This window comes from Halolamina sediminis (assembly GCF_001282785.1).
Lineage (GTDB): Archaea > Halobacteriota > Halobacteria > Halobacteriales > Haloferacaceae > Halolamina > Halolamina sediminis.
On the sequence record NZ_CVUA01000001.1, the window covers coordinates 2,519,558 to 2,540,955 of the forward strand.

Genomic DNA, 21,398 nt, shown 5'->3' on the forward strand with positions numbered 1-21,398 from the left:
CGATATAAATTACTTCGGCGTCATTAGAATCCCTTCTGCGGGCGACATACATTTGTACCAAAGACGAACAGACCACATATGGACATTTGCCTGCTTGTCGATGCTGAATCTTCTGGGTGGTTCCATTCGTCAATAGAGCGGTTGATTAATCAAGAAGACGATGTGTCAGTTCGTCTTATAGTTAGGAAGAAGTGTGTAGACGACGATACTCCTCGAGAACAGCCGTACGAATCTCTGATAAGAAAGTACGTGTATCATACGTTTAAAAAAAAGGTATTCTCGAACTCAGCTGAGAAATCCCCTGTTACACCAGATCAATTTGATAATAAACCTGAGCTGGTTGAGGTTGAACCAAAGAAAGTTGGTAAGTACAGGCTAGAGATACCATGCGATGTATTAGATAAAATAAATTCAGAATGTGACATCATAATCCAAAATCATTTCGGTATATTAACGGGGGATATCCTAGATGCAACTGAACAAGGTGTCTTGAGCGTCCACTGGGGGAACATACGAAAGTATCGAGGTAGCTATCCAGGGCTCTGGCAGATCCTCCACGATGAAAAGGAAATAACTCTCACGGTTCAGCGACTGACTGAAAAACTAGATGGCGGAGAACTTGTCTACGAACGCCGAGTGGACATCTCGGACCTAATAACACCACGTGAGGTGAAGGAGGCAGCGTACGAAGAGTCTAAACATCTATATCCCAAAGCGATTAGTCGTATCCGAGATCCCTCAATTTCACCCCAGACGATTCCGGAGTCCGAACTCGGCGAGAACTACCGTACTTCGAGGGTAGATATCAAGATTAAAATTGCCCTGGTATGGAAAATGGTAGCTCGCTATCTGCGGGCCAGAGTAGTGGGGTAGATATTCATTACTCGTGAGTGTATGGTACCCTAATGATGTTCTCAGGTATGGTTAGTCACTGATTGCTTCGCAGTTGCTTGTAGGTTTGAATATCTCTCTCTGTGAGTCCAAAGTAGAGAAATGCTGTGAGGAACCCGACTGTGGTGATAATACCAACAAGTGGTAATTTTAGTAACCCTGCTACGGACAGTCTCCGCACTACTACCACCAACGGTATACTGAACGCCGCACCAACGAAAAGTGGTACTGCGGTCTCACGGGCCTTCAGACCGATATCGAACCGTCTGTTGAGATAGAAAAAGTAGGAAGCATCAAGTCCGGCCGAGACGGTCGCCGTCGCGAGTGCAGCTCCGATTAGCCCGAACGCTGGAATCAGTATAAGGTTGAGAACAATATTAACGACGACACCGACGATGTTCCCAACCATCACGGCGTTGGGCTTTCCGATTGCAGTTAGTGCTTGTCCGCCGAGACCAGTTGCAGTCCGGAGATACATTCCTGTGAGGAGGATGACGAGCGCCACGCGACCCGCTATGAATTCTGGTCCGAACATCACGTCAAGGACCGTTGGTGCAAGGCCGACTAAGGTCAGGTATACTGGCGCGACGAGGAGAGTCATCCACTTTGTGATTGTACTGTACACTTGGTTCATTTGGTCGGTATCACCCTCGCTGGCGAGTTCCGAGAATACTGGTAGGAAAAGGAAACCAAAAGCTGTGTATATGGCAATAATCAGTGCGCCTAGCGCGAACGCCACGTCGTAGATACCGACTGCCTCTGTACCCAATAGGCCCCCAACGAGCAACGTGTCTGTGTTGCCCAGTAGTGTCCCCATCGCCGATGTCACCATCAACGGGAACGCGAATTTGAAATACTTGACTCGCGAGATCTGCGAGAGTGATCCCACGACACGCGGCTCTACGGAGTACAACAGCAGCATAGCAGCGAGTGCAGTTACGACAAACGTGGCGAGCCACGCGTTCGCCACCCACAGCAAGGGGAGTCCGCTAAGGACTACGACTCCTGTTAGAGACAGTCTCAGCAGTGGCTTGAGTACGTCCTGTATTAATGTCCGCGAACGAGCATTTACCATTCCGCGGTACACGCCTGAGATGACATTAATTAGTGCCAGAAACGGGATGGCGACGGCGAAAACGCGGATAAAGGGACTCAAAGAGGAGTCGTTAAAAATGTCGGTTGCGATTCTATCGGCCGCCAGCCAGAATGTACCGCTGAGCATCCCACTGGCTGCCAGTGTAATTACAATCGACGTGGCGATGTAGTTACGCCGCTCGCCCCAATCTTCTGTTTGCGGAAGGTAACGGGCAAGTGCAGTCGGAAACCCGAGTTTCCCGATAAACAGTACTGTCGTGACAGTAGAGTACGCCAACATCAGTGTCCCGAAACCGTCAGGACCGTACTGGTGTGCGAGGACAGACTTAACGGCGAATCCCGAGACCTTTGAAACGACTGTCCCGGCAAACACGAGCGCCGCACCACCGAGGATTGTCGTCAATAGCGACTGTTGATTGGTGGTCATCGTGTCGGAAGTGGAGTTGGTCTAAGTTTAGACATTAGACTATCGGCCGCTGGTTGGCACTCGGATTCCCGCCGTTTAATAGAGTAACCTTCTCCTCATTACGCCTTTCTTCTTGTCTCACGATTGTAATTCAACGTCGCACTGTTGTCGGCCACTACTGTCACAAGTTTCCGCAGTCGTTTGTTCGGATCAGACTAGCCGCGCTACTCAGCTGTCTACCATCAGATTGCCGGTTACACTGAACGTCTCTATTAGCTGACCAGCAGCCCCTCATCATTATCTATAACCGAGTATTGTGGTCGGCAAGGTGGTTTAATTTGTATTTTGATACTAATAATCATAATCAATATACTTGGGTGCATTTCTACAAAAGTCGGTTTCATAATCTTGATCAGCGATCCACTCACAGAGAGAAGTAAACCCTTCAAAATCGTCTGCAACGGACATACAGACCGGATGCGCTAAGACCGTTGCAGTACGGCCTGCATCGACCCGCTTCATGATTTGGTCGCGAATGATGTTACACCATTCGGATATTTCATATGATTCTGAGGTATACGGGTCCGTCCATCCATTCTCTATTAACTTATCTACATCCTCTCGGGTCCGATTACCGTGAATGAGGTGTTCATGATCGGGAAGTGTGCTAATAGGGAGTTCAATAATATCTGAGATAGAAGATTTATGAACCTGTGCTGAGGGTTCAACAAGGTCCGAAATCACATCTACAGAGGATTGGGCTAGCAATTTCCGCGTTGTTGCATCTGAACGGTAAGCGTGGGTTCGCCAACTTCGGGGAGTCACACCCAAATCAGATGTCAAATACTGTAATGTGCGAGAAATGTCTCTTTTTTGAATATATTTTTGTCCGTATGGACTCCCCGAAATATATTGTCCTATGTCGTATAGCCAGTTAGGCCTGAATGCAGACCATGTATGTCCCCCAATTTCCAGGTGTTCGTTCCTCGCTAATTGTCTAGCTTTCTGTGGGTAATCTCTTATCGCCCGTCCAGTAACAAAAAGTGTTCCAACGAGATTATTCTCTTCAAGGATTGATGCATAGCGAACCGCTGCATCAAGCTCATCCCCTGGAAGATGATCCTGTTCATCGGTCCCCATATCTTGATGCACGTCACCTGTGAGAAATATCACTTGATCTCACCTACCTTTTTAAACCAGTGGACCGACCCTACGTCTGAGCTCGGGAGTGGATCCGACCCTGTGTAGGCGAACCCCATCTTTTCTGCCCACCGATCAAGCGACTCTTCAGAGAATAGGTTTGCATGAAATGGTATCTGGTAAAAGTGATGACCCTTAGGATACGCTGTCGCAGTAGGAAAACTGTGTGCCATGAGGCCTCCCATAGTGAGTGCACGATTAAAGTATCTCCACGTGGATTCAAGTTCTGAAACGTGTTCAAGCGCATCAACTGAAAATATCGCTTGAAATGTTTGCTCTGGTTCCGAGTCCGGGTTAAATTTGAAAAAGCGGTCACCATCATACGGGTATCCGGTTCGAACGTCGCAGGCACGCAGTGAAACATCAAGATCCTTCTGGAGTATCGGATAGTTATCTCCGCATGAAAAATCAAGGACGTTAACCCCGTCACCAAGACGGTTAACGATACGGTTGATGATTTCAACCTCAGAATGGATCCGAGGGTTCGGCGAATCTGATTTGCTTGGATAACAATCTTCGTAGAGTACTCCCAACTTATCGGTATCTGGGAACCACTCAGCTGACACGTGGTTACACTCCTTGCACTCATACTTAATGTGCCTTGGGAGTTGCCTACCAGGGGTATCGAACGGTGGATACCGGAGAAGTCGTGCAGTCATGGTATCACAGATAGGGCAGTCGTGAATGACCGTTGGAGAAAGCAAGGCGTGGTTTCGAAGGCTATGTACGAACGTATCCAGTGTGCTTCTTGCTCGCTCGATCTGTTGGAGGATTTCAGACCCCGTCTTCCGTAAGACGCTCATTAATTACACCCATCCACATGGTCCACATAGAAGTCACGAAGCTGGTCGGCTACGACATCAATCGCATAGTTCTCCGTAACCAATTCACGTGATGCCCGTGCGAGTTCACTTCTAAATTCCTCATCCTCATACAGACGAGAAAACGCTTCGTATAGTGCACTTACAGACCGTTCATCGACCACGAGGCTAGTTTCACCATGTTGTGCAACGTGTGGGAGTCCGCCGACATCCGTAACGACTGACGGTGTTCCACAGGCCATCGCCTCGATAAGCGCCATTCCAAACTGCTCTTCGTTGTACCAGACAGTCACGCTCGGGAGAACAAAGACATCAGAGAAATTATATAGAGCGGAAATCTCATCATAAGGTACATATTCTATATGATATATATCTGGGTTATCTCGAATGCGTTGGCGAATATTATCATTATCAAGAGAATCCGAACCAACGAGGATTAGTGACCCTTCGGAGGCCTCACGCTGAAACCGCTCAAATGCCTCAACGAGATACGGAGTTCCCTTCTGTTCACAGAGCCGGTGTACAAATAAGAATGTGAAGTCTTCATCACAAATCTCTGGTAATCCAACTTCGGCTGCCGTGGTCGGATCCGGTTCAAATTCGGTGGTGTCTAAGGCGTTCGGTACGACCTTGATGTCCGAGTGAGGTACTCCCTCATGGATGAGCGCTCGCTTTCCCTGTATCGTCGTCGCAGTTGCCCCGTCTGCTCGCTGGTTCACATATGACTTATGAAAGCTCGTCGGGACGCTGTGGGGATAAAATGGAATGTTCTCGCCAGCAGTGAAAACAAAGTCAGTGTCGGAGTTGGTACATGCTCTGGCTGCCTGTGCCGAGAATAGATTAAAATTTTCGCTCGTATGGATGATATCGTATTTATTAGTAAGGTCTTTAATACCACCAAGAACGGCTCGTGGGAGTTTGAACTTACAAAACGCGTCATAAATGAAATGTTCGTGGCCGAGAGCAGATAGCTTCCCGTCATACCATGGGAGCGACTCTACAGGCATATCGAGAGAAGATGTGTCGAACCGAGATGGATCGCTGGCAAACGCTGTAATCTCGAATTCAGGGCTATTCTCATGGAGATACTCCCAAGGACGGACTCCACTCGGTCGGAGAAACGGTCCGCGGACTATGGCCACTTTCACGATCAGAAATTGGGCCAGTTAGTATAAAAGCAGCCAGGTATTCACGCGTCGAGTCCCTCAGTAGTTTGGAGGGATTCGTCAAGTATCGGGGGGGCTAGAAAGGGATTTGTATAGTGATGAATACTCATCGACGACGTTTGATACATAATGCTCTTTAATGGGGAACTCGTCCGGTTCAAGACCTTCGTCGAGGATTCGGTCTATCGTATTCTGAATTTCACTAGCATCGATGGCCGATAGCGTCATCTCGGGAAGGTGTTGGTGGAATTCCGGAACGATGGGTGGACAGACAACTGGTGTTTCGTGAAACACCGATTCGAGGACCACTCGAGGAAGTCCCTCTTCCTTCGATGGGAGGAAGACGATATCAGCAGCACGAATATAACAGAGGACTTCCTTATGGGGCTGTGGACCTAGATAGCTGATCGTATCAAGCCGTTCAATATCTATATCTGCATTAACGCGTTCCCCTATCAAAACAAGTTTTCGGCCTCGAGGATCTGACTCATATGCGTCTAGCAATTCTGGAACTCCCTTCCGCTCAGTGATGTCGCCAACAAATAGGAAGTACGGCTCCGCCGGGGTTGACACGTCCTGACAGTTCACTGAGAGGGTTTTCGGATTAATTCCGACCGGAATTCGGATGAGGCGCTCGTCTCGGTCGTCGGCCTTATTGTAGATGTTGTCGGAAATAGCGACGAAAACGTCACCTGTCGCAGGAAAAGATGGTGCCCCTAGGTCACGGCCGTCGACAACCACACTTACCCCTGCCGCCTTTGCTACCCGTACTGCCCAAGAAAAATAGTTTCTTGTATGAGTATGCATAATTGAAGTATTGAATAAAAATATAGAAGCTAAAGAAAAAATAGTTGCTATAAGGTAGTTTGCGATGATCTTTGGCTTCGACCAGCCACGATGGATACTATTCGGTGAAAACAAAACCCGGAGAATTATTCCGTTTTGACGTGGTTCATAGATTGGTGCTTCTGGGGAGTACGCGGATATTAGGATAAAGAAGCTAATTGTCTCATTTTCAATAAGTCCTCGTGTCAACTGATCAAAATGAACGGCGGCTCCTCCAACGTACGGTTCAAATATCGGCGTGAGGAATAGTGCCCGTTCGGCCATACAACTTGAATTCGAAAGTCGGTGGATTAAGTATTCCGGGATAGGCCATCTGGGATGGGTGTTGGAATCTTTAGTAAGGTATCGAAACACCGGGAAGTAACAATTGTAGGATGGTGTCTCACATCCAACCCGGCCCAAGGCCCATAGTCTGCTAAAGTATTCAATATTGGTATTAGATCTTCCCTGAAGTTTCTCTGTGGTTTTCAAAACTCGCCCCCACTCTTCTGCAAATAAATAATACTCTCTTGAACTTCCACCACAATCCCATACTTATTTACTCAAAGCCAGTTACTCACTACTTGAGTAACCATGACGATCCTCATAACCGGCGCCGACGGCTACATCGGCTGGCCCACGTCGCTCCGAATCGCCAAACAAACTGACGACCGCGTGCTCCTCGTCGACAACTTCGCACGCCGCGAATGGGTCGACGAGATCGGCTCCAAATCCGCAACCCCCGTCCAGCCGATCGAGGCGCGCCTCGACGCCGCCGAAGAGACGCACGGCCTCACGAACCTCTCGTTCGTGGAGGGCGACCTCACAAACAAGGACTTCGTCGACGAACTCCTCGCCGTCCACGAACCAGACACGGTCGTCCACACGGCCGCCCAACCCTCGGCGCCGTACTCTCAGATCAACGGCGAGCGCGCGAACTACACCCAGCACAACAACCTCCAGGCGACGCGTAACCTCCTCTGGGGGCTCGAGGAACACGACCTTACGGACACCCACTTCATCGAGACCACCACCACGGGGGTCTACGGCGCGCCCGAGTTTCCCATCCCCGAGGGCGGCGCCACTATGGAGAACCAAGGCGAACGTGACGACGTTCCCTTCCCCGCGATGGCGGGGTCGTGGTACCACCTCACCAAGAGCCACGACGCGGCGAATATGCGCCTCGCCCACCAGCAGTTCGACATCCCCGTCAGCGACGTCCGCACCGCCATCGTCTACGGCACGCAGACGGAGGAGACGCGCGCCGACGACCGCCTGAACACGCGGTTCGACTTCGACTACTACTTCGGTACCGTCGCCCACCGATTCGCTGCTCAAGCCGTCGCCGGCTACCCCGTCACCGTCTACGGCAAGGGCGAACAGCGCAAACCGTTCATCAGTCTCGAAGACGCCGTCGAAGGGCTCGCCCAGCTCGCACTCGACGATCCCGAAGACCGGCCGGGCGACCACGTCGTCTACAACCAGGTCACGCGCGCGATCAGTATCGTCGAGATCGCGAACACGATCGCCGACGTCGGCGACGACTACGGTCTCGACGTTGCCGTCGAACACTTCGAGAACCCCCGCGACGAGGACGAAACCCACAAGATGGAGATCGAGAACGACCGCTACGCCAGCCTCATCGACGGCCAGTCTCAAACCTTCGAGGATGGCATCCAGGACGTCTTCGCGACGCTGACAGATCACGCCGACGTCATCGAAGCCCACGAGGATCGCTTCCTCCCGGGCGTCCTCGAAGATCGTCTCGAAGAGGAGGAGGACGACGCCGCTCCTTCCGCTCAGTAACGAAACTCGGTTTTCGAACCCTTTACCCTGAGGCTCCCATTTGACGGTGATATGCGTCTCCTAGTGACTGGCGGTTGTGGGTATATCGGCAGTGCGCTACTCCCACAACTACTTGCGGAGAGCCAAGACACGGTCGAGTCCGTGACGATCCTCGACAACCTCTCTGCGGGCAGCCCGCGAAACCTCACGGGCACAGGTCTTGGTGTCAGTGATCGGCTCGATTTTCAGCGTGGTGACGTTCGCGAGTACGGTGACGTCGAGAACGCGATGCGGAACGTCGACACGGTCATCCACCTCGCTGCGATCACGGGTGCCGACAGTACACACGACCGGCGTGAGGAGACGTTCGCCGTCAACTACGATGGCACCGAAAACGTCGTTCGTGCTGCCGGAAAACTCGGCGTCGACAACATCGTCTTCGCCTCGTCGTGTAACCTCTACGGGCGTGCATCGACCACCGAAATCGATGAGACCACCGATCCCGACCCGTTGAACCCGTACGCGGAAGCGAAACACGATGCCGAAACGCGGGTCCTTGAAGCAACCGAGGAGTACGACTTCGACACGACCGCTCTTCGCATGAGTACGAACTACGGCTACTCACCCGGTGTTCGTTTCAACCTCGTCGTCAACCACTTCGTGTTCTGCGCACTTACGGATCGGCCGCTTACCGTCTACGGGGACGGCAAGAACTGGCGACCGTTCATCCACGTCACGGACGCGGCACGGGCATACAAGCACGCCGCCCTCAACCCGGATGCCTGGCCACAGGACGTGTACAACGTTGGCGCCGACGATCAGAACTACCGTGTGAAAGAAATCGCCGAAGTCGTGCAAGATGAGGTCAACAACGACCTCGAAATCACATATCTTCGGGACGAACACCCCGGCCCCTCCTACCACGTGAACTTCGATCGGCTCAACGAGACAGGGTTCGAACTCGAACACTCACTTCGGGCCGGCGTCCGAGAGCTTGCTGATCAGTTCACCACCCCATCGAAAATCACCAATTCATGACCTCGTTCGACACCGACACTGACCAAGTGCCACGAATCGCGATTACGGGCGCCGCCGGCTACATTGGGAGTCGCGTCGTCAAACTGCTCACAGACCGTCACCCGGAATGGGAGTACGTTGCTCTCGACAATTTCTATCTGGGGGAGATCCGCAGCATCGGCGAAGTCGACGTCGAACATGTCGATATCCGGAACCGCAGCGAACTAGAGACCGCACTCGATGGCCCTGACGTCGTTCTCCACCTCGCTGCGATCAGCGGCGTCGACGACTGCGAGCAAAACCAGGACCTCGCTTACGAGGTCAACGTCACTGGCACGAACAACGTCGCGTGGTTCTGTCGAAAGACCGGCGCCGCGCTCGTGTTCCCCTTCAGTATGGCCGTCCTCGGGGATCCAGAGCGCTTCCCGATCACGGTCGACGATCCACGAGACCCGTTCAACTGGTACGGCCGAACGAAACTGCTCGGAGAACGCGCTATCGAAGGGCTCGCCGAGGACGCGTTCCCCGCTCATCTCTATCTCAAGTCGAACCTTTACGGGGAACACGAAATCGACGGCCAAGAAGTCTCGAAGGGCACCGTAATCAACTATTTCGTCGGTAGGGCGATCAATGGGGACCCACTCACGGTCTACAAGCCGGGGACGCAGTCACGAAACTACGTCCACGTCGACGATGTCGCACGGGCCTACGTCCGTAGTACCGAACAGCTCCTTGAAGAACTCGATAACGGTGAAACGGGAGTCAAGAAGTTTGAGATCGCGTCCGATGAAGATCCCAGCGTTCAGGCCGTTGCTGAACTTGTCCAAGCCATCACCGCCGAGGAGCGGGAGGAACACGTTCCCGTCGAACTCGTCGATAATCCGCGTGGCGACGATGAGACGCTTGTGTCAGAATTCCCTGTCGACACGTCTCAGGCAGAGTCCGAGCTCGGATGGGAGCCAAAGCACACCGTTGAGGAAACTATTCGGGCACTCATTCAAGACAGTACTTCCGACGAATAATTCGCGCTGTTCCCTTAGGTATCCTCCTCAAACGAATACGAACTAGCGCTCTCGTACGTCCACAGCAGTTCGAAATACCGTTCGAGTCCGGCGACAAACGATCCGTTCTCCGTAACTGCCGCTTGGCGCTTGTGTAATGGGATATCCTTCTCCTCGACGAGCATGATCGCCGCCCCCGATTCGTAATCCATACTCGGGTCGATAATCGTTCCCCGCCACGGCAGTAGTCCCTCACTGAACCGTGTCTCTACTGCCGGATAGGACTCGTTGATATACTCGACAATCTCCTGCTGGATATCTCGGTTATCCGGAGACAGATGTTGTGGATGTAAGAATAGAATCCGTACATCACATCCGTCTTCGAGCGCTGCAACCAACGTCGGCTCGACCGTTTCGAAATACTCGAAGCTCTTCGTGATGATGTCGATCTGATTGTCGGCAGTCCGGTAGAGCTGGCGCGTCTCTTCCTCGCTAGGCTCGCCGACATCAACGACGTAGAACAGCTCCTCCGTGGGCGTAACTTCCTCGCTGGCAGATTCATATAGCGGCTGGAACGTCTCCACGAAGTCCTCCCGAATGTCTTCAAGTTCGTGACGATACGATTCGAACTCCTGCCGGCGCGACTCGATTGCCCGGTCGAGGATCTCCGCAGGTGGTTTCGGTTGGTATTGTTTTGGCCTTCCAGGAATCACTTTGACATACCCGTTATCGGCTAGCGAGTCAAGGACACCATAGACACGTGCCTTCGGAATTCCGGTCGCCTCTGACAAGTCCGGGGCGGTTGTCTGCCCCAGCATAAGAAGCGATTCGAGCGCCTGTTCTTCGTACTCCGTGAGGTTGAGGGCCGACAGTAGCGCGGATGAATCTTCACTCATTGTCTCCCCTTCAGATGCGTACACGAATAAAACGCCACTCCTCACGCTGCGCACCTCGTATCACCGATAGATTAATACGAGCCTCGAACAGAGTTACTCACAAGATGAGTAACTATGAAGAACGCGATGACGAACACCTCAGTGATGTCGAAGATGGCGCAGGCTGTACCGAAATTTGGGAACATCTGAGCGAGAAGCGTCGCGAGAACGACGACTGAGTAAGCGAAATCACTCAATTCGACTTCCGGGAAGGCCTGAAACGAACCTTCCCCTACTACCGCGACAGGTGAGTTTCGAACGCATAGTGCCGGCTGAATCGGTCCTCCACCGGAACAAATATTTGTGTTTGTACACACAAACACAACGTATGGGGACGAAGACCATCGGCCTCCGGGAGGACGCCTACGAGCGGCTGAAAGCGCGCAAGCGAGAGAGCGAGAGCTTCACCGACCTCGTCGAGCGCCTGCTCGAGGAGACCACCACGGACTGGCGTGAGGGGTTCGGCACGCTCTCCACGGGAGAGATGGAAGCGCTCGAAGACGCGGTCGCCGAGTCTCGCGACCGGACGAGCCAAGGATTGGGAGACCGCCAGCAGTGCGCGCTCGATGCGCTCGCGAACGTCGACGAGGAGACGGATGAAACTGCTTGATACGACGTTCCTGATCCACTACTGGGGCGGCGTGGACGACGCGGCCGACTACCTCGAGAGCCACGAGGACGAGGAGTTTCTTACGACGACGCTCAACCTCAAAGAGATCGCGGTCGGGCGTCGACTTCAGGGGAAACTCGATCGGGCGGAGATTCTGACCACGTTCGACTGGGTAACACTCGTCCCGTTTGACGCCGAACACGCCTTCGTCGCCGCCGAACTGGAAGCGAACCTTCGACAGCAGTCGGACATCAACGAAGACCGGATCAACGCGCTCGCGGGGGATCTCCTCATCGCCGCCGTCGCCAAGGAGCGAAACGCGTCGGTAGTTACCGAAAACACGCGTGATTTCGCACTGTTCGACGGCGTCCCCGTCGATACGTATCGGTGAGCGCGAGGATCCGCGACCGCTCTCACGAGTCGCACGTGACCGAATGGAAGGGAGTCCACGCGAAACCACTCAACGGAGCGAACGGCGAGGCCGTTCAAGAGACGCGACACGCCTCGTGATGATGAAACGCCGGAGGCGTCTCGAACCAGCGTGAGCGAGTACGGTGGGGGAGTTAACAGATAAGCTCGAACGAACCAACCCCTACTACCGCAACGACTGACGCTCGTCCCTTCCGGAACCATTTTCCCGCTCTGCAGACCACTCAAGCCCAACATGCCCGGTGATCGACTCTATGGAACTCCTTGACGACGACGGCAACCTCTTCGGCGTCGTCAACGTCGTCGACGCCCTTGTCGTCCTGCTCGTGCTCGCCGTCGTCGCCGCGGGCGCGGCGTTCGTCCTCCAACCCGGCCCCGAAGAACCGGACGTCGGCACGACCCACGTCACCCTCGACCTCGGCACGCAGCCGGACTACCTCGTCTCGGCCATCAACGAGGGCGACACCCACAACGCTGGCGGGGAGAGTCGGCTCACGATCACCGACGTCTACCTCACCCCGCAGGGCGACCAGACACAAGTCATCGTCCGCGCGCAACTCCGCGGCCTCGCAAGCGGCGAGAGCATCGACTACGCGGACGCGCCCCCGCGCCTCGGGCGCGCGCTCGACATCGCCACGAGCACCTACCAGGTCAGCGGCCGCATCCGCGCGGTCGGCGGGAACGACTCCCTCACGACCGAACAGACGACCGTGGTCCTCAGCGACACCATGTCGGCCGCCAACGCCGACGAGGTGACCCAGGGCGACCAGATCCGGCTCGCCGGCCGCACCGTCGCCACCGTGGAGGACGTCGCCGCCTACGCGACCAACAATCCGACCCAGCGGCGCGTGATCGTCGAGGCGAACCTCACCACCCATCACCAGCTCGGCGAACGCCGCTTCGGCGGGGCGCCGGTCCAACGCGGGCAGACGGTCACCCTCCCGGCTGACGAGTACACGTTCAACGGCCGGATCGACCGCGTCGGCACTGGTCTCGAACGCGGCAGCGCCGACGTGCTGATCGAGGATGTCGTCGACGTGGAGACCGCCGAGCGCATCCGCGAGGGTGACGTGTCCTCCGTCGCCGGCTACGAGACGGCGACAGTCGAGTCAGTCACCACCTACGCCACGCGGAACCCCGACCGGAAACGCGTCGCCGTCGGCCTCTCGCTGTCGACGCTGACCCACGGCGAGCGCGAGCGGTTCGGCGGCACGCCCATCCAGCGCGGCAACGCGATCACCGCCGACTTCGGGAACTACGAACTCGGCGGGGCGATCGAACGCCTCGACGCGCTCGAACCGCGCGGCACCGTCACCGAACGCACGGTCACGCTCCAGATGTACGAGGTGCGCGACGTGATGGCCGACGCCATCCTGCCGGGCATGGCCGAGCGCTCGGGCGGGGAGGCGATCGCCGAGATCACCGGCGTGGAGACTGAACCCTCGCTCATCGTCACCACCGGGGACGACGGGAGCGTCAACGTCGTCGACCACCCGTACAACCGAAAAGTGACGATCACGGCCGACCTCCGCGTCCGCCAGACGACGTCCGGGCTCACGTTCAAGGGCGAGTCGATCCGACAGGGCTCGGAAGTCGTCATCGACCTCGGAACGATCACCGTCCGGGCGACGGTCGTCAGCGTCGGCGGCTAACGACTTCCAGTACCGAAACCGACATACTCCTCCTGCCGAACTCTCAACGTAGATGTCCAAGAACTCGCGGCTCCCTGACTCGCTCGCGTCACAGCTCGAGCGAGTCAACCGCGTGATCGACAACTCCAGCGTCGTCGGCGCTGCAAAGGCGGTTAGCGACCGAACGGCGACGTTCGTCCGCAACTCTTGGCTCTACCGGTGGCTGACCGCCGAGCCTGAACCGGAGGTCATCGTCATCGACCTCCGCGAGACTTGGACGGTCGGCCCGTTCATCAAACTCCTCGACTGGGCGATCGAGAAGACGGCACCGTGGTACCGCGCGTCGACGCTCAAACGCGGCGTCGACGCCGTTGTCTCCCTCGGCGAACGCGCTGCCGAGACCCGTGTCGGCGAACTCCTGATCGCGCTGCTCGAACCGCCGGAGCCGCCCGCAGACGACGAACGGGAGCGGAAACGCGAGCCCGACGACGAGCAGCAATAAGCCAGATATCTCCGACAGTCGTGCTCAGCGCCCGCACAGGCACTCGTGCGAAAGCCGTGCGAACCCCGTGACGTGGTCGTGGGTGGCGACCGCGAGAGCAAACATCGCTTCGGCTTGCTGGGCAGCCGCCACCGTGTCTCGGTAGTACGCGGCGGCGCGATTGTCGCGGTACAGTTGCTTCAGTCGTCGTGCCGTCGCTTCCGAAACGAGGTTCAGTTCTGCACCGCGGTCATAGGCACGGTCGTGTCCCTCGCGGAAGTCGTCGATCGTGTCGTTCGAGGCAGTGAGCGCGTAGAACTCGAACGTGCGCTCGATAGCCGCGAAGGACATCTCGATGACGCTCGTGTGGTAGCCATCGTGCTCGCGGAGGAGGCGACACGCGTCGAGCAGCCGGCACGCTTTCCGGAGCTGGATCACGTCGGCGTCGTGTTCGTTCGGATCGAGCCCCGCCTCGTAGTCCGGCCGGCCGAGTTGCCCAGCGAACGCATCCTCGGCCCGATCAATGGCGTCACCGAGATCGTCGGGCTCGTCAGGCATTGCTCAGCACCTCGTGCTTCAGGCCTCGAAGGGTGTCGCTGTCCATCAGCGTGATCGCGCCGACGAACACGTCTTCGAGGTTCTCGGCGTGGCTGCGAGCGGACTCCGGCGTCTCGACGAGGATCTGGAACTCGTAACGATCGCCGTCGAACCGTTCCTGTCCAAGTTCTTTGGCGAGTTCGTTGGCGCGATGCTGGTCGGCGCGGTCGTCAGCAAGCACCCAGAGGTCGATGTCGCTCTGGCGGTCGGCCTGCCCGCTGGCGACGCTGCCGAAGACGAGGACGCCCTGAATCTCACCCAACCCCTCGCGGATTCGTTCGAGTGCCCCACGAACGGGGCGATGGAACTCCGGTTGCGGGATGCGAAGGACGGGATCGTCGGGTTTCGTCACCCGAGTTCGGTTGATCCCGATGAGCCGGCGGTTGCCCTCGCTCTCGGCGACGACGACGCCGTTGGCTTCGAGGACGTCGACCGCCCGCTTCACGGACTGAGCCGCGTTATCAGTGAGTCGACTCAGCTCCCGGATCGTGAACTGTTCGTAGGGATTGTCGACCAGCAGTTGGAGAAGATCGTCGGTAGCCGTGTGACGGAACAGGCTAGGCTCCGGAGCCGGGATCGGCAACCCGACGGTTGCTTGCTCCGTTTCGTTGGGCCCGCCTTCTTGTCTCGTCATACGGTACACGTTCCGTCTAACGAGACAATAATCTTGGGGCGTGCTAGGCTCTGTACATTCACTACACGCACGGTTGGCGGGTGTCCATCTCCGAAGCTGATCGGAAGCCGAGACCGAGGAAGCGATGGATCGGCTTCGTGAGCGTCGAAACCGCTCCGAGTGACGCCGACAGGAACTCCCGACTACTCTACCGTCACGCTCTTCGCGAGGTTCCGCGGTTTGTCGATGTTGCGACCCAGTTTCTTCGCGACGTGGTAGCTGACCAGTTGCAGTTGCACGTTCGCCAGCACGGGCGCCAGTCGCGGATCCGTCTCCGGAACCTCCAGCACCTCGTCCGCGTACCGCTCGACGTCAGTCCGTCCATCAGTCACTGCAACCACGGGCGCGTTCCGCGCCTCGACCTCCTTCACGTTCCCGACGGTCTTCTCCGAGCCCGTCTCGCCGGTCACCACAGCAAAGACCGGCGTGTTCCCGGTCACCAGCGCCAGCGGCCCGTGTTTGAGCTCGCCGGCCGGGAACCCCTCGGCGTGCTTGTAGCTGATCTCCTTCATCTTCAGCGCGCCCTCCATCGCGACCGGGTAGTCGTAGCCGCGGCCGATGAAGAAGTACGCGTCCGAGTCGACGAACCGCTCGGCCACTGCCTCGGCGTTGGTCTCGTCGAGCACCGTCTGCACCTGCCCGGGCAGATCCCGCAGCGCGCTCACGAACTCGTGGCTCGTGCCGCCGTTGCCCATCACCGCCGCGACCATGTTCGCGGCGACGACCTGCGCGGAGAACGTCTTGGTGGCAGCGACGCCGATCTCGGGGCCCGACCGAATGTACAGCACGCCGTCACACTCCCGCGCTGCGGTACTCCCGACCACGTTCGTCACCGCGAGCGTGTCCACGCCGCGGCGCTGAGCATCCCGGAGCGCGCTCAGCGTGTCAGCGGTCTCCCCGCTCTGGGTGATGCCGACGACGAGCGTGTCCTCGTCGTGTGGCGGCGCCGAGGTGACGTACTCGCTGGCGATGAACGCCTGTGCGGGCACGCCCTGTGAGCGGAACAGCTCCGCGGCGTACAGCGCCGCGTGGTAGGAGGTCCCGCAGGCGACGAGCTGGATCGACTCGGCGCTCCGAACTGCCGTCGCGATATCGTCACCGAGATCCACGGTTCCGGAGAGTTCGTCGACGCGCTCCTGCAGACACTGCCGGAGCGCCCGCGGCTGCTCGTGGATCTCCTTGAGCATGTAGTGGTCGTAGCCGCTCTTGCCCGTCTCCTCGGACTCCCAGTCGACCGTCCGGACGTCCTTCTCGACGGGCTCGCCGTCGAGCGTCGTCACGCTCCAGCCGTCGGGGGAGAGTTCGGCCACCTCGCCGTCCTCGAGGTAGACCACGCGATCCGTGAACTCCAGAAACGCCGGGACGTCGCTGCCGAGGTACGTCGCGTCGTCGGCGACACCGAGCACTAGCGGCGAGTCGTTGCGCGCCGCGTAGACAGTGTCCGACCCCTCGATCACGGCCGCGATGGCGTAGCTCCCTTCGAGCCGACTCACGGCCTGCCGGAACGCCGTCTCGAAGGACGCTCCATCGGCGCGGTAGGTCTCGATCAGGTGCGGGACGACCTCCGTGTCCGTCTCACTTCTGAACGTATGCCCCGACGCAGTGAGCTCCGCTTTGATCGACTGGTAGTTCTCGATGATTCCGTTGTGGACGACGGCGACAGTGTCCGTGCAGTCCGTGTGCGGGTGAGCGTTCTCGTCGGTCGGCGCCCCGTGGGTCGACCAGCGCGTGTGCCCGATCCCGACGGTACCGGGGAGCGATTCGCCTTCGAGCGCCGTTTCGAGCGCCTCGAGCTCGCCCGACCGCTTCGCGACCGACAGCTCCCCGCCCGAGACGGCGACGCCCGCGGAGTCGTAGCCGCGGTACTCGAGGTTCGAGAGCCCGGCCAGCAGCGTGTCGAGCGTCGCGTCCCCGCGACCGACGGCGCCGATGATCCCGCACATCAGCGCACCACCTCCGCGCCGCGGGACACGCGACCGACAACGTGCGTGCCGACGCCGAGCGAGGCGTCGGTGCCGACGATCGCGCCCGGGGCGAAGCTGTTGTCGCCCGCAGCCGTCACGCGGTCGGCGAGCACCGCGCCGACTGACTGGCCCTCCACGACCTGCCCGGCGACGGGGATGTCCGCGGCACCGCTCGGTGCGACGGTCCCCGCGCCGATGTCGACCGCGCGGCCGGTGACGACCTCGTGCAGCGAGCAGTTCGGCCCGACGCGGGTGTCGACGTCGAGGACCGAGCGGGAGATGGTCGCGTTCGCGCCGACGGTCGCGTTCCGGCCGAGCGACGTTGCAGGCCCGACCACCGCGTTCGGCCCGACCACCGCGTCGGGGGCGACGACGACCGGTGCCCGAAGCACGGCCGAGTCGTGCACCTGCGCGGAGTCGGCGACCCAGACGCCCTCGTCCTCGGTCACACCCTCGATCCACTCGACGTCGAGGAGGTGTTCGGCGACGGCGAGCAGGTCCCACGCGTACGTCGCGTCGAGCCACAGGCCGTCGGTCCGTACCGCACGCAGCCGCCCATCAGCGTCGTCGGTGACGACTCGTTCCAGCGTCACGGGCAGCGAGAGTTCGCCGTCGGTCCGCGGCGTCGCGTCGATGGCGTCGAAGATCCGCCCGTCGAACGCGTAGACGCCCGCGTTTACCAGGCCGGAGTCGGCGTCCGGGGTCTCGGAGACCGTCGTCACGACATCGTCGGCGATCGAGACGGTGCTGTAGCGGACGACAGCCGCCTGTTCGATGACGCCTAGCGCGCCGACCTCCTGGGCGGGGTCGTAGGCGTCCCGCACGTCGGTGACCATTCCCGGATCGACGATCTGGTCGCCATTGAGGACGAGAAACGGGCCATCGACCGCGTCGCGGGCCTGCAGCAGTGCGTGCCCGCTCCCCAACTGCTTCTCCTGCACGACGTACTCGAGCGGCGTATCCCGGTACGTGTTCCCGAAGTGATCGCGAATGTGGTCGCGCTCGTAGCCGATCACGACGGCGATCGAGTCAACGCCGGCGTCGACGAGCGTATCGAAGACGTACGAGAGGATCGGACGGTTCGCGGCGGGGAGCATCGGCTTGGGCCGTGACTCGGTCAGCGGCGCCAGCCGTTCGCCCTCCCCGGCCGCGAGAACGACAGCATCCATGATGGACCTATCTCTCGGGGCGCGATAGGTGACTGTTTCGATGCCCGCAGTTTCGGGGTTGGCACAGAACGGAACGATCATACGCCTCCCCGTCCCGCCGTGCTGTATGGCTCGGGACCTCGTCGTCGCCCTTGTCGTCGGTATCCTGCAGGGCATCTTCGAGTGGCTGCCGATCTCCAGCGAGGGCAACATCACGATCGTCCTCTCCGCACTCGGGCGCTCGCCGGAGGCGGGCGTCGCATTCGCGCTGTTTCTCCACCTCGGGACCGCCCTCGCCGCGACGGTATACTACCGGGAGGATATCTGGGCGGTGCTCACGCTGCTGCCGACGTGGCGGCCGACCAACGCCACCGAGGGGGAGTACGCGACGGTCACGTTCCTCGGGATCGGGACGCTCGTCTCGGGCGTCGTCGGCATCGCGGCCTACGTGACGCTCGTCGACGCCGTCTCGGAGCTCGGCGGCGGGCTGTTCGTCGCGCTCGTCGGCGTCCTCCTGGTGCTCACCGGCGCGTTCCAGTACCTCTCGCAGAATCTCGTCGGGGATCCACGGACGCCGACCCCCCTCGACGCGGTGCTCGTCGGCGTCGCACAGGGCGTCGCCATCCTCCCCGGCGTCTCCCGTTCCGGGATGACGACCGGGACGCTGCTCCTCCGCGGTCACGAGGGGGCGCGGGCGTTCCGGCTCTCGTTCCTGCTCGCGATCCCGGCCTCCGTCGGCGGGGGCCTGCTCGGCTACCTCGACACGGGGCTGAACACGTCGCTGGTCGCCGCGGGGGTCGCACTCGGCGCGGCAGCCGTCGTGGGGTACGCCTCCATCGGCGCGCTGATGCGGATCGTCGACGAGCTCCCGTTCTGGAGCGTCTGTGTGGGGCTGGGTGTGCTCGCGATCGCCGGCGGCGTGCTGGTGGTGTAAAGCGAGAGGCAGAGCGGGAGGAACGCAGTCCAGCGACGCTTCCAGATCGCCGAGTTGGGGGTGTAGTCTCCTGACAATGAAACGCCTCAATCGAAGATTCGGAGTTTTTCGAGGACGGCGCTGCGTGACTCCATCGATATGGGATCGTGAAGATGATGGTAAACATCGGAATCTGAAACTGGGTGCGCACCAACAGCGACCACGGGGTCCTAAACTGGGGACCACTAGCCGACCACGAGAGCGACGCCGTTCCGTGCCTGGCCCACTGCACGGCGAGATCAGTTTCGGCACGCTTCGCAACATCGTCCAACGGGCCGACATCGAGGACTACGACGAGTTTTGCTCGTGGATCGACCGGAACAGGTAGCTCACTTCGTCCACTCGCGGATTTCTTCCTGCATGTGGGTCTTCCCGCCGATTCTGTCGCCAGTTCGGCGGCGAGATCGGGGTCAAATTCGCGAGAGAGCTTGGCCCACCAATGGGTTCACCGCCGTTGTCACCGCTCGCGAGCACCTCTCTCGCTTCCAGTTAGGCGATACGGTTTGCGACCATCGGTTCCAATGCACCGAGTTCGTCGGCGACGGTATGGGCCGGCAGCGGTTCTTCATCCACCCTCCATTCACCACACAACCATGAATATCGACCCGGACAAACTGAAAGAGAACTATCTCCCGAACGCCATGCCGGGGCGGGAGCCGAAACTCCAGCGGATCAGCGACGTGCTCGAACCGGCGACCGAGGGCGAGCCGGCTGGCTCGGTGTGGGAGATCGGCCCCAGCGGCGTCGGCAAAACGTCGACGGCGCAGTTCCTCCTCAAAGAGGCTCGCGAGTGGGGCGTCGACTGGATGTACCTCCCCTGCACGTCGTACACGCGGTGGGGGGCGCTCCAGAAGATCGCTGACAAACACCCAACGTCGATCGCGCGCCCGAACGCGAGCACGAACGAACTCACCGAGTGGATCGCCGCCGGCGAGCAGCCGTTTGTGGTGATCCTCGACGGGATCGGCGCGCTGGAGGACCCCGAACTGCTCGCGAATCTCGCCGACGCCGAGTGGCTCTCGCTGATCCTGATCGGCCACAAGCGAGCGAACGCGTTGGGCCAGGTGCCCGATCACGCCGACCGACTACGCTTCGCGGAGCTCGTGGAGTTCGACCCCTACGACGCGACCGCGCTGTTCGATATTCTCGCTGCGCGTCGTGAGGTGGCGCTCAAACGCGGCGTCGTCGACGACGCCCAGCTCGAACGCATCATCGCCGAAGCCGAGGGTCGGCGCGGTTCGGCGTCCAAGACCTGCGCTCGGCGGTCGACCTCGGCATCGAGCGCGGCCACACAACCGTCGAGTCCGAAGACGTCGACGACTGTTTCCAACGCGCGAACGAGCGCATCCGACAGCAGCAGTTGGAGTCCCTGGGCCGTGAGCATCATCTCGTCTATCGGGCGGTCCGGGAGCACGGGCCGCTGCAGCCGGTCGAGATTCACGAGCACTACCAACAGCTTGGGGGTCGCACTCACGGACGACGACGCTGAAGTACCGGCAGAAACTGGACGAGAACGACCTGATCGAGCCGACCGGCGAGGGCTGGATCGCCGTCGACGAGACGCTCGCGGCGCCGCGTCGGGAAGCGCGGGTTGCTTAGTGTGTTGGTCTAAGCCACTAGCTTAGCGAGAGTTCGATATCGGCTCGAATACGCCGGCGAGGCTGGCTTTACTTTCACCGGGGTTCGGTCAGGGTTATACATGCTGCTCCACAACCCCCACATGCTGCCTGAAACCGGGCAGTATCAAGCA

General features: G+C 58.7%; 20 protein-coding genes. 10 read left to right on the top strand and 10 right to left on the bottom strand.

Annotation, left to right across the window (positions count from 1 at the left end):
• Positions 1–78 precede the first annotated feature (78 nt).
• The gene (locus BN1959_RS14510) at positions 79–873 is read left to right on the top strand and encodes a formyltransferase family protein (protein ID WP_079978689.1); all 795 of its coding nucleotides are present in this window, start codon (positions 79–81) and stop codon (positions 871–873) included.
• Between the two features lie 55 nt (positions 874–928).
• On the opposite strand, the gene BN1959_RS12675 is transcribed toward BN1959_RS14510, so the two are convergent.
• From BN1959_RS12675 to BN1959_RS14525, 5 genes are all read right to left on the bottom strand, one after another.
• Positions 929–2,413 carry a flippase gene (locus tag BN1959_RS12675; protein ID WP_053948992.1) on the bottom strand — a complete coding sequence of 495 codons (1,485 nt, stop codon included), beginning with the start codon at positions 2,411–2,413 and terminating at the stop codon, positions 929–931.
• Positions 2,414–2,743: 330 nt separating this feature from the next.
• Entirely contained in the window at positions 2,744–3,532 is a 789-nt protein-coding gene (locus tag BN1959_RS14515; RefSeq protein ID WP_079978690.1) for a polysaccharide deacetylase family protein, read from the bottom strand.
• 29 nt (positions 3,533–3,561) lie between these two features.
• On the bottom strand, positions 3,562–4,251 hold the full coding sequence (locus BN1959_RS14840; RefSeq protein WP_161803751.1) for a methyltransferase domain-containing protein: 690 nt from the start codon (positions 4,249–4,251) through the stop codon (positions 3,562–3,564).
• Positions 4,252–4,394: 143 nt separating this feature from the next.
• Positions 4,395–5,420: a glycosyltransferase family 4 protein gene (locus tag BN1959_RS14520; protein WP_079978691.1), complete on the bottom strand. Its 1,026-nt coding sequence runs from the start codon at positions 5,418–5,420 to the stop codon at positions 4,395–4,397.
• A gap of 219 nt (positions 5,421–5,639) precedes the next feature.
• The gene (locus BN1959_RS14525) at positions 5,640–6,689 is read right to left on the bottom strand and encodes a glycosyltransferase family 4 protein (RefSeq protein ID WP_079978692.1); all 1,050 of its coding nucleotides are present in this window, start codon (positions 6,687–6,689) and stop codon (positions 5,640–5,642) included.
• A gap of 309 nt (positions 6,690–6,998) precedes the next feature.
• Between BN1959_RS14525 and BN1959_RS12680 the strand changes: the two genes are divergently transcribed.
• Genes BN1959_RS12680 through BN1959_RS12690 form a run of 3 tightly spaced genes read left to right on the top strand, consistent with a single transcriptional unit; the run spans position 6,999 to position 10,228 of the window.
• Complete coding sequence (locus BN1959_RS12680) at positions 6,999–8,210, top strand: NAD-dependent epimerase/dehydratase family protein (RefSeq protein WP_053948993.1); 1,212 nt, start codon at positions 6,999–7,001, stop codon at positions 8,208–8,210.
• Between the two features lie 51 nt (positions 8,211–8,261).
• A complete protein-coding gene (locus tag BN1959_RS12685; protein ID WP_053948994.1) occupies positions 8,262–9,227 on the top strand; it encodes an NAD-dependent epimerase/dehydratase family protein in 966 nt (321 codons plus the stop codon).
• Positions 9,224–10,228: an NAD-dependent epimerase/dehydratase family protein gene (locus BN1959_RS12690; protein WP_053948995.1), complete on the top strand. Its 1,005-nt coding sequence runs from the start codon at positions 9,224–9,226 to the stop codon at positions 10,226–10,228. Before BN1959_RS12685 ends, BN1959_RS12690 begins: the two co-directional genes overlap by 4 nt.
• A 14-nt stretch (positions 10,229–10,242) precedes the next feature.
• Here the strand turns inward: BN1959_RS12690 and BN1959_RS12695 are convergent, their stop codons facing one another.
• On the bottom strand, positions 10,243–11,103 hold the full coding sequence (locus BN1959_RS12695; protein WP_053948996.1) for a TrmB family transcriptional regulator: 861 nt from the start codon (positions 11,101–11,103) through the stop codon (positions 10,243–10,245).
• A 367-nt stretch (positions 11,104–11,470) separates the two neighbouring features.
• Here BN1959_RS12695 and BN1959_RS12700 point away from each other — a divergent pair, with 367 nt between their 5' ends.
• The 4 genes from BN1959_RS12700 (at position 11,471) to BN1959_RS14845 (ending at position 14,314) form a co-directional block, all read left to right on the top strand.
• On the top strand, positions 11,471–11,752 hold the full coding sequence (locus tag BN1959_RS12700; protein WP_053948997.1) for an antitoxin VapB family protein: 282 nt from the start codon (positions 11,471–11,473) through the stop codon (positions 11,750–11,752).
• The gene (locus BN1959_RS12705) at positions 11,739–12,143 is read left to right on the top strand and encodes a PIN domain-containing protein (protein ID WP_053948998.1); all 405 of its coding nucleotides are present in this window, start codon (positions 11,739–11,741) and stop codon (positions 12,141–12,143) included. Before BN1959_RS12700 ends, BN1959_RS12705 begins: the two co-directional genes overlap by 14 nt.
• A 292-nt stretch (positions 12,144–12,435) precedes the next feature.
• Positions 12,436–13,833 (top strand): DUF4330 domain-containing protein, encoded by a 1,398-nt coding sequence (locus BN1959_RS12710; protein WP_053948999.1) that lies wholly within the window; start codon positions 12,436–12,438, stop codon positions 13,831–13,833.
• Positions 13,834–13,885: 52 nt separating this feature from the next.
• Positions 13,886–14,314 carry a hypothetical protein gene (locus BN1959_RS14845; protein WP_053949000.1) on the top strand — a complete coding sequence of 143 codons (429 nt, stop codon included), beginning with the start codon at positions 13,886–13,888 and terminating at the stop codon, positions 14,312–14,314.
• 24 nt (positions 14,315–14,338) lie between these two features.
• Here the strand turns inward: BN1959_RS14845 and BN1959_RS12720 are convergent, their stop codons facing one another.
• The 4 genes from BN1959_RS12720 to BN1959_RS12735 form a co-directional block, all read right to left on the bottom strand.
• Complete coding sequence (locus BN1959_RS12720; protein ID WP_053949001.1) at positions 14,339–14,851, bottom strand: hypothetical protein; 513 nt, start codon at positions 14,849–14,851, stop codon at positions 14,339–14,341.
• Positions 14,844–15,524, bottom strand: a complete 681-nt coding sequence (locus BN1959_RS12725; protein WP_053949002.1) for a nucleotidyltransferase domain-containing protein — start codon at positions 15,522–15,524, stop codon at positions 14,844–14,846. The genes BN1959_RS12720 and BN1959_RS12725 overlap by 8 nt, the downstream gene beginning before the upstream one ends.
• A gap of 182 nt (positions 15,525–15,706) precedes the next feature.
• A complete protein-coding gene (gene glmS, locus BN1959_RS12730; RefSeq protein ID WP_053949003.1) occupies positions 15,707–17,506 on the bottom strand; it encodes a glutamine--fructose-6-phosphate transaminase (isomerizing) in 1,800 nt (599 codons plus the stop codon).
• On the bottom strand, positions 17,506–18,696 hold the full coding sequence (locus tag BN1959_RS12735; protein WP_053949004.1) for a sugar phosphate nucleotidyltransferase: 1,191 nt from the start codon (positions 18,694–18,696) through the stop codon (positions 17,506–17,508). The genes glmS and BN1959_RS12735 overlap by 1 nt, the downstream gene beginning before the upstream one ends.
• Before the next feature lie 106 nt (positions 18,697–18,802).
• On the opposite strand from BN1959_RS12735, the gene BN1959_RS12740 reads away from it, so the two are divergent.
• Together BN1959_RS12740 and BN1959_RS12750 are read left to right on the top strand one after the other, a co-directional pair.
• Positions 18,803–19,609 carry an undecaprenyl-diphosphate phosphatase gene (locus tag BN1959_RS12740; protein ID WP_053949005.1) on the top strand — a complete coding sequence of 269 codons (807 nt, stop codon included), beginning with the start codon at positions 18,803–18,805 and terminating at the stop codon, positions 19,607–19,609.
• A gap of 632 nt (positions 19,610–20,241) precedes the next feature.
• Entirely contained in the window at positions 20,242–21,273 is a 1,032-nt protein-coding gene (locus tag BN1959_RS12750) for an AAA family ATPase (protein ID WP_053949006.1), read from the top strand.
• Positions 21,274–21,398 lie beyond the last annotated feature (125 nt).

Coding starts and splice junctions, on each gene's coding strand:
- BN1959_RS14525 (WP_079978692.1), bottom strand. CDS start 6,689: ATGGCCGAACGGGCACTATTCCTCACGCCGATATTTGAACCGTACGTT.
- BN1959_RS14840 (WP_161803751.1), bottom strand. CDS start 4,251: ATGACTGCACGACTTCTCCGGTATCCACCGTTCGATACCCCTGGTAGG.
- BN1959_RS12740 (WP_053949005.1), top strand. CDS start 18,803: ATGGCTCGGGACCTCGTCGTCGCCCTTGTCGTCGGTATCCTGCAGGGC.
- BN1959_RS14510 (WP_079978689.1), top strand. CDS start 79: ATGGACATTTGCCTGCTTGTCGATGCTGAATCTTCTGGGTGGTTCCAT.
- BN1959_RS12720 (WP_053949001.1), bottom strand. CDS start 14,851: ATGCCTGACGAGCCCGACGATCTCGGTGACGCCATTGATCGGGCCGAG.
- BN1959_RS12705 (WP_053948998.1), top strand. CDS start 11,739: ATGAAACTGCTTGATACGACGTTCCTGATCCACTACTGGGGCGGCGTG.
- BN1959_RS12690 (WP_053948995.1), top strand. CDS start 9,224: ATGACCTCGTTCGACACCGACACTGACCAAGTGCCACGAATCGCGATT.
- BN1959_RS14520 (WP_079978691.1), bottom strand. CDS start 5,420: ATGCCTGTAGAGTCGCTCCCATGGTATGACGGGAAGCTATCTGCTCTC.
- BN1959_RS12750 (WP_053949006.1), top strand. CDS start 20,242: ATGAATATCGACCCGGACAAACTGAAAGAGAACTATCTCCCGAACGCC.
- BN1959_RS14845 (WP_053949000.1), top strand. CDS start 13,886: ATGTCCAAGAACTCGCGGCTCCCTGACTCGCTCGCGTCACAGCTCGAG.
- BN1959_RS12710 (WP_053948999.1), top strand. CDS start 12,436: ATGGAACTCCTTGACGACGACGGCAACCTCTTCGGCGTCGTCAACGTC.
- BN1959_RS12695 (WP_053948996.1), bottom strand. CDS start 11,103: ATGAGTGAAGATTCATCCGCGCTACTGTCGGCCCTCAACCTCACGGAG.
- BN1959_RS12725 (WP_053949002.1), bottom strand. CDS start 15,524: ATGACGAGACAAGAAGGCGGGCCCAACGAAACGGAGCAAGCAACCGTC.
- BN1959_RS12685 (WP_053948994.1), top strand. CDS start 8,262: ATGCGTCTCCTAGTGACTGGCGGTTGTGGGTATATCGGCAGTGCGCTA.
- BN1959_RS12680 (WP_053948993.1), top strand. CDS start 6,999: ATGACGATCCTCATAACCGGCGCCGACGGCTACATCGGCTGGCCCACG.
- BN1959_RS12700 (WP_053948997.1), top strand. CDS start 11,471: ATGGGGACGAAGACCATCGGCCTCCGGGAGGACGCCTACGAGCGGCTG.
- BN1959_RS12735 (WP_053949004.1), bottom strand. CDS start 18,696: ATGGATGCTGTCGTTCTCGCGGCCGGGGAGGGCGAACGGCTGGCGCCG.
- BN1959_RS12675 (WP_053948992.1), bottom strand. CDS start 2,413: ATGACCACCAATCAACAGTCGCTATTGACGACAATCCTCGGTGGTGCG.
- BN1959_RS14515 (WP_079978690.1), bottom strand. CDS start 3,532: ATGGGGACCGATGAACAGGATCATCTTCCAGGGGATGAGCTTGATGCA.
- glmS (WP_053949003.1), bottom strand. CDS start 17,506: ATGTGCGGGATCATCGGCGCCGTCGGTCGCGGGGACGCGACGCTCGAC.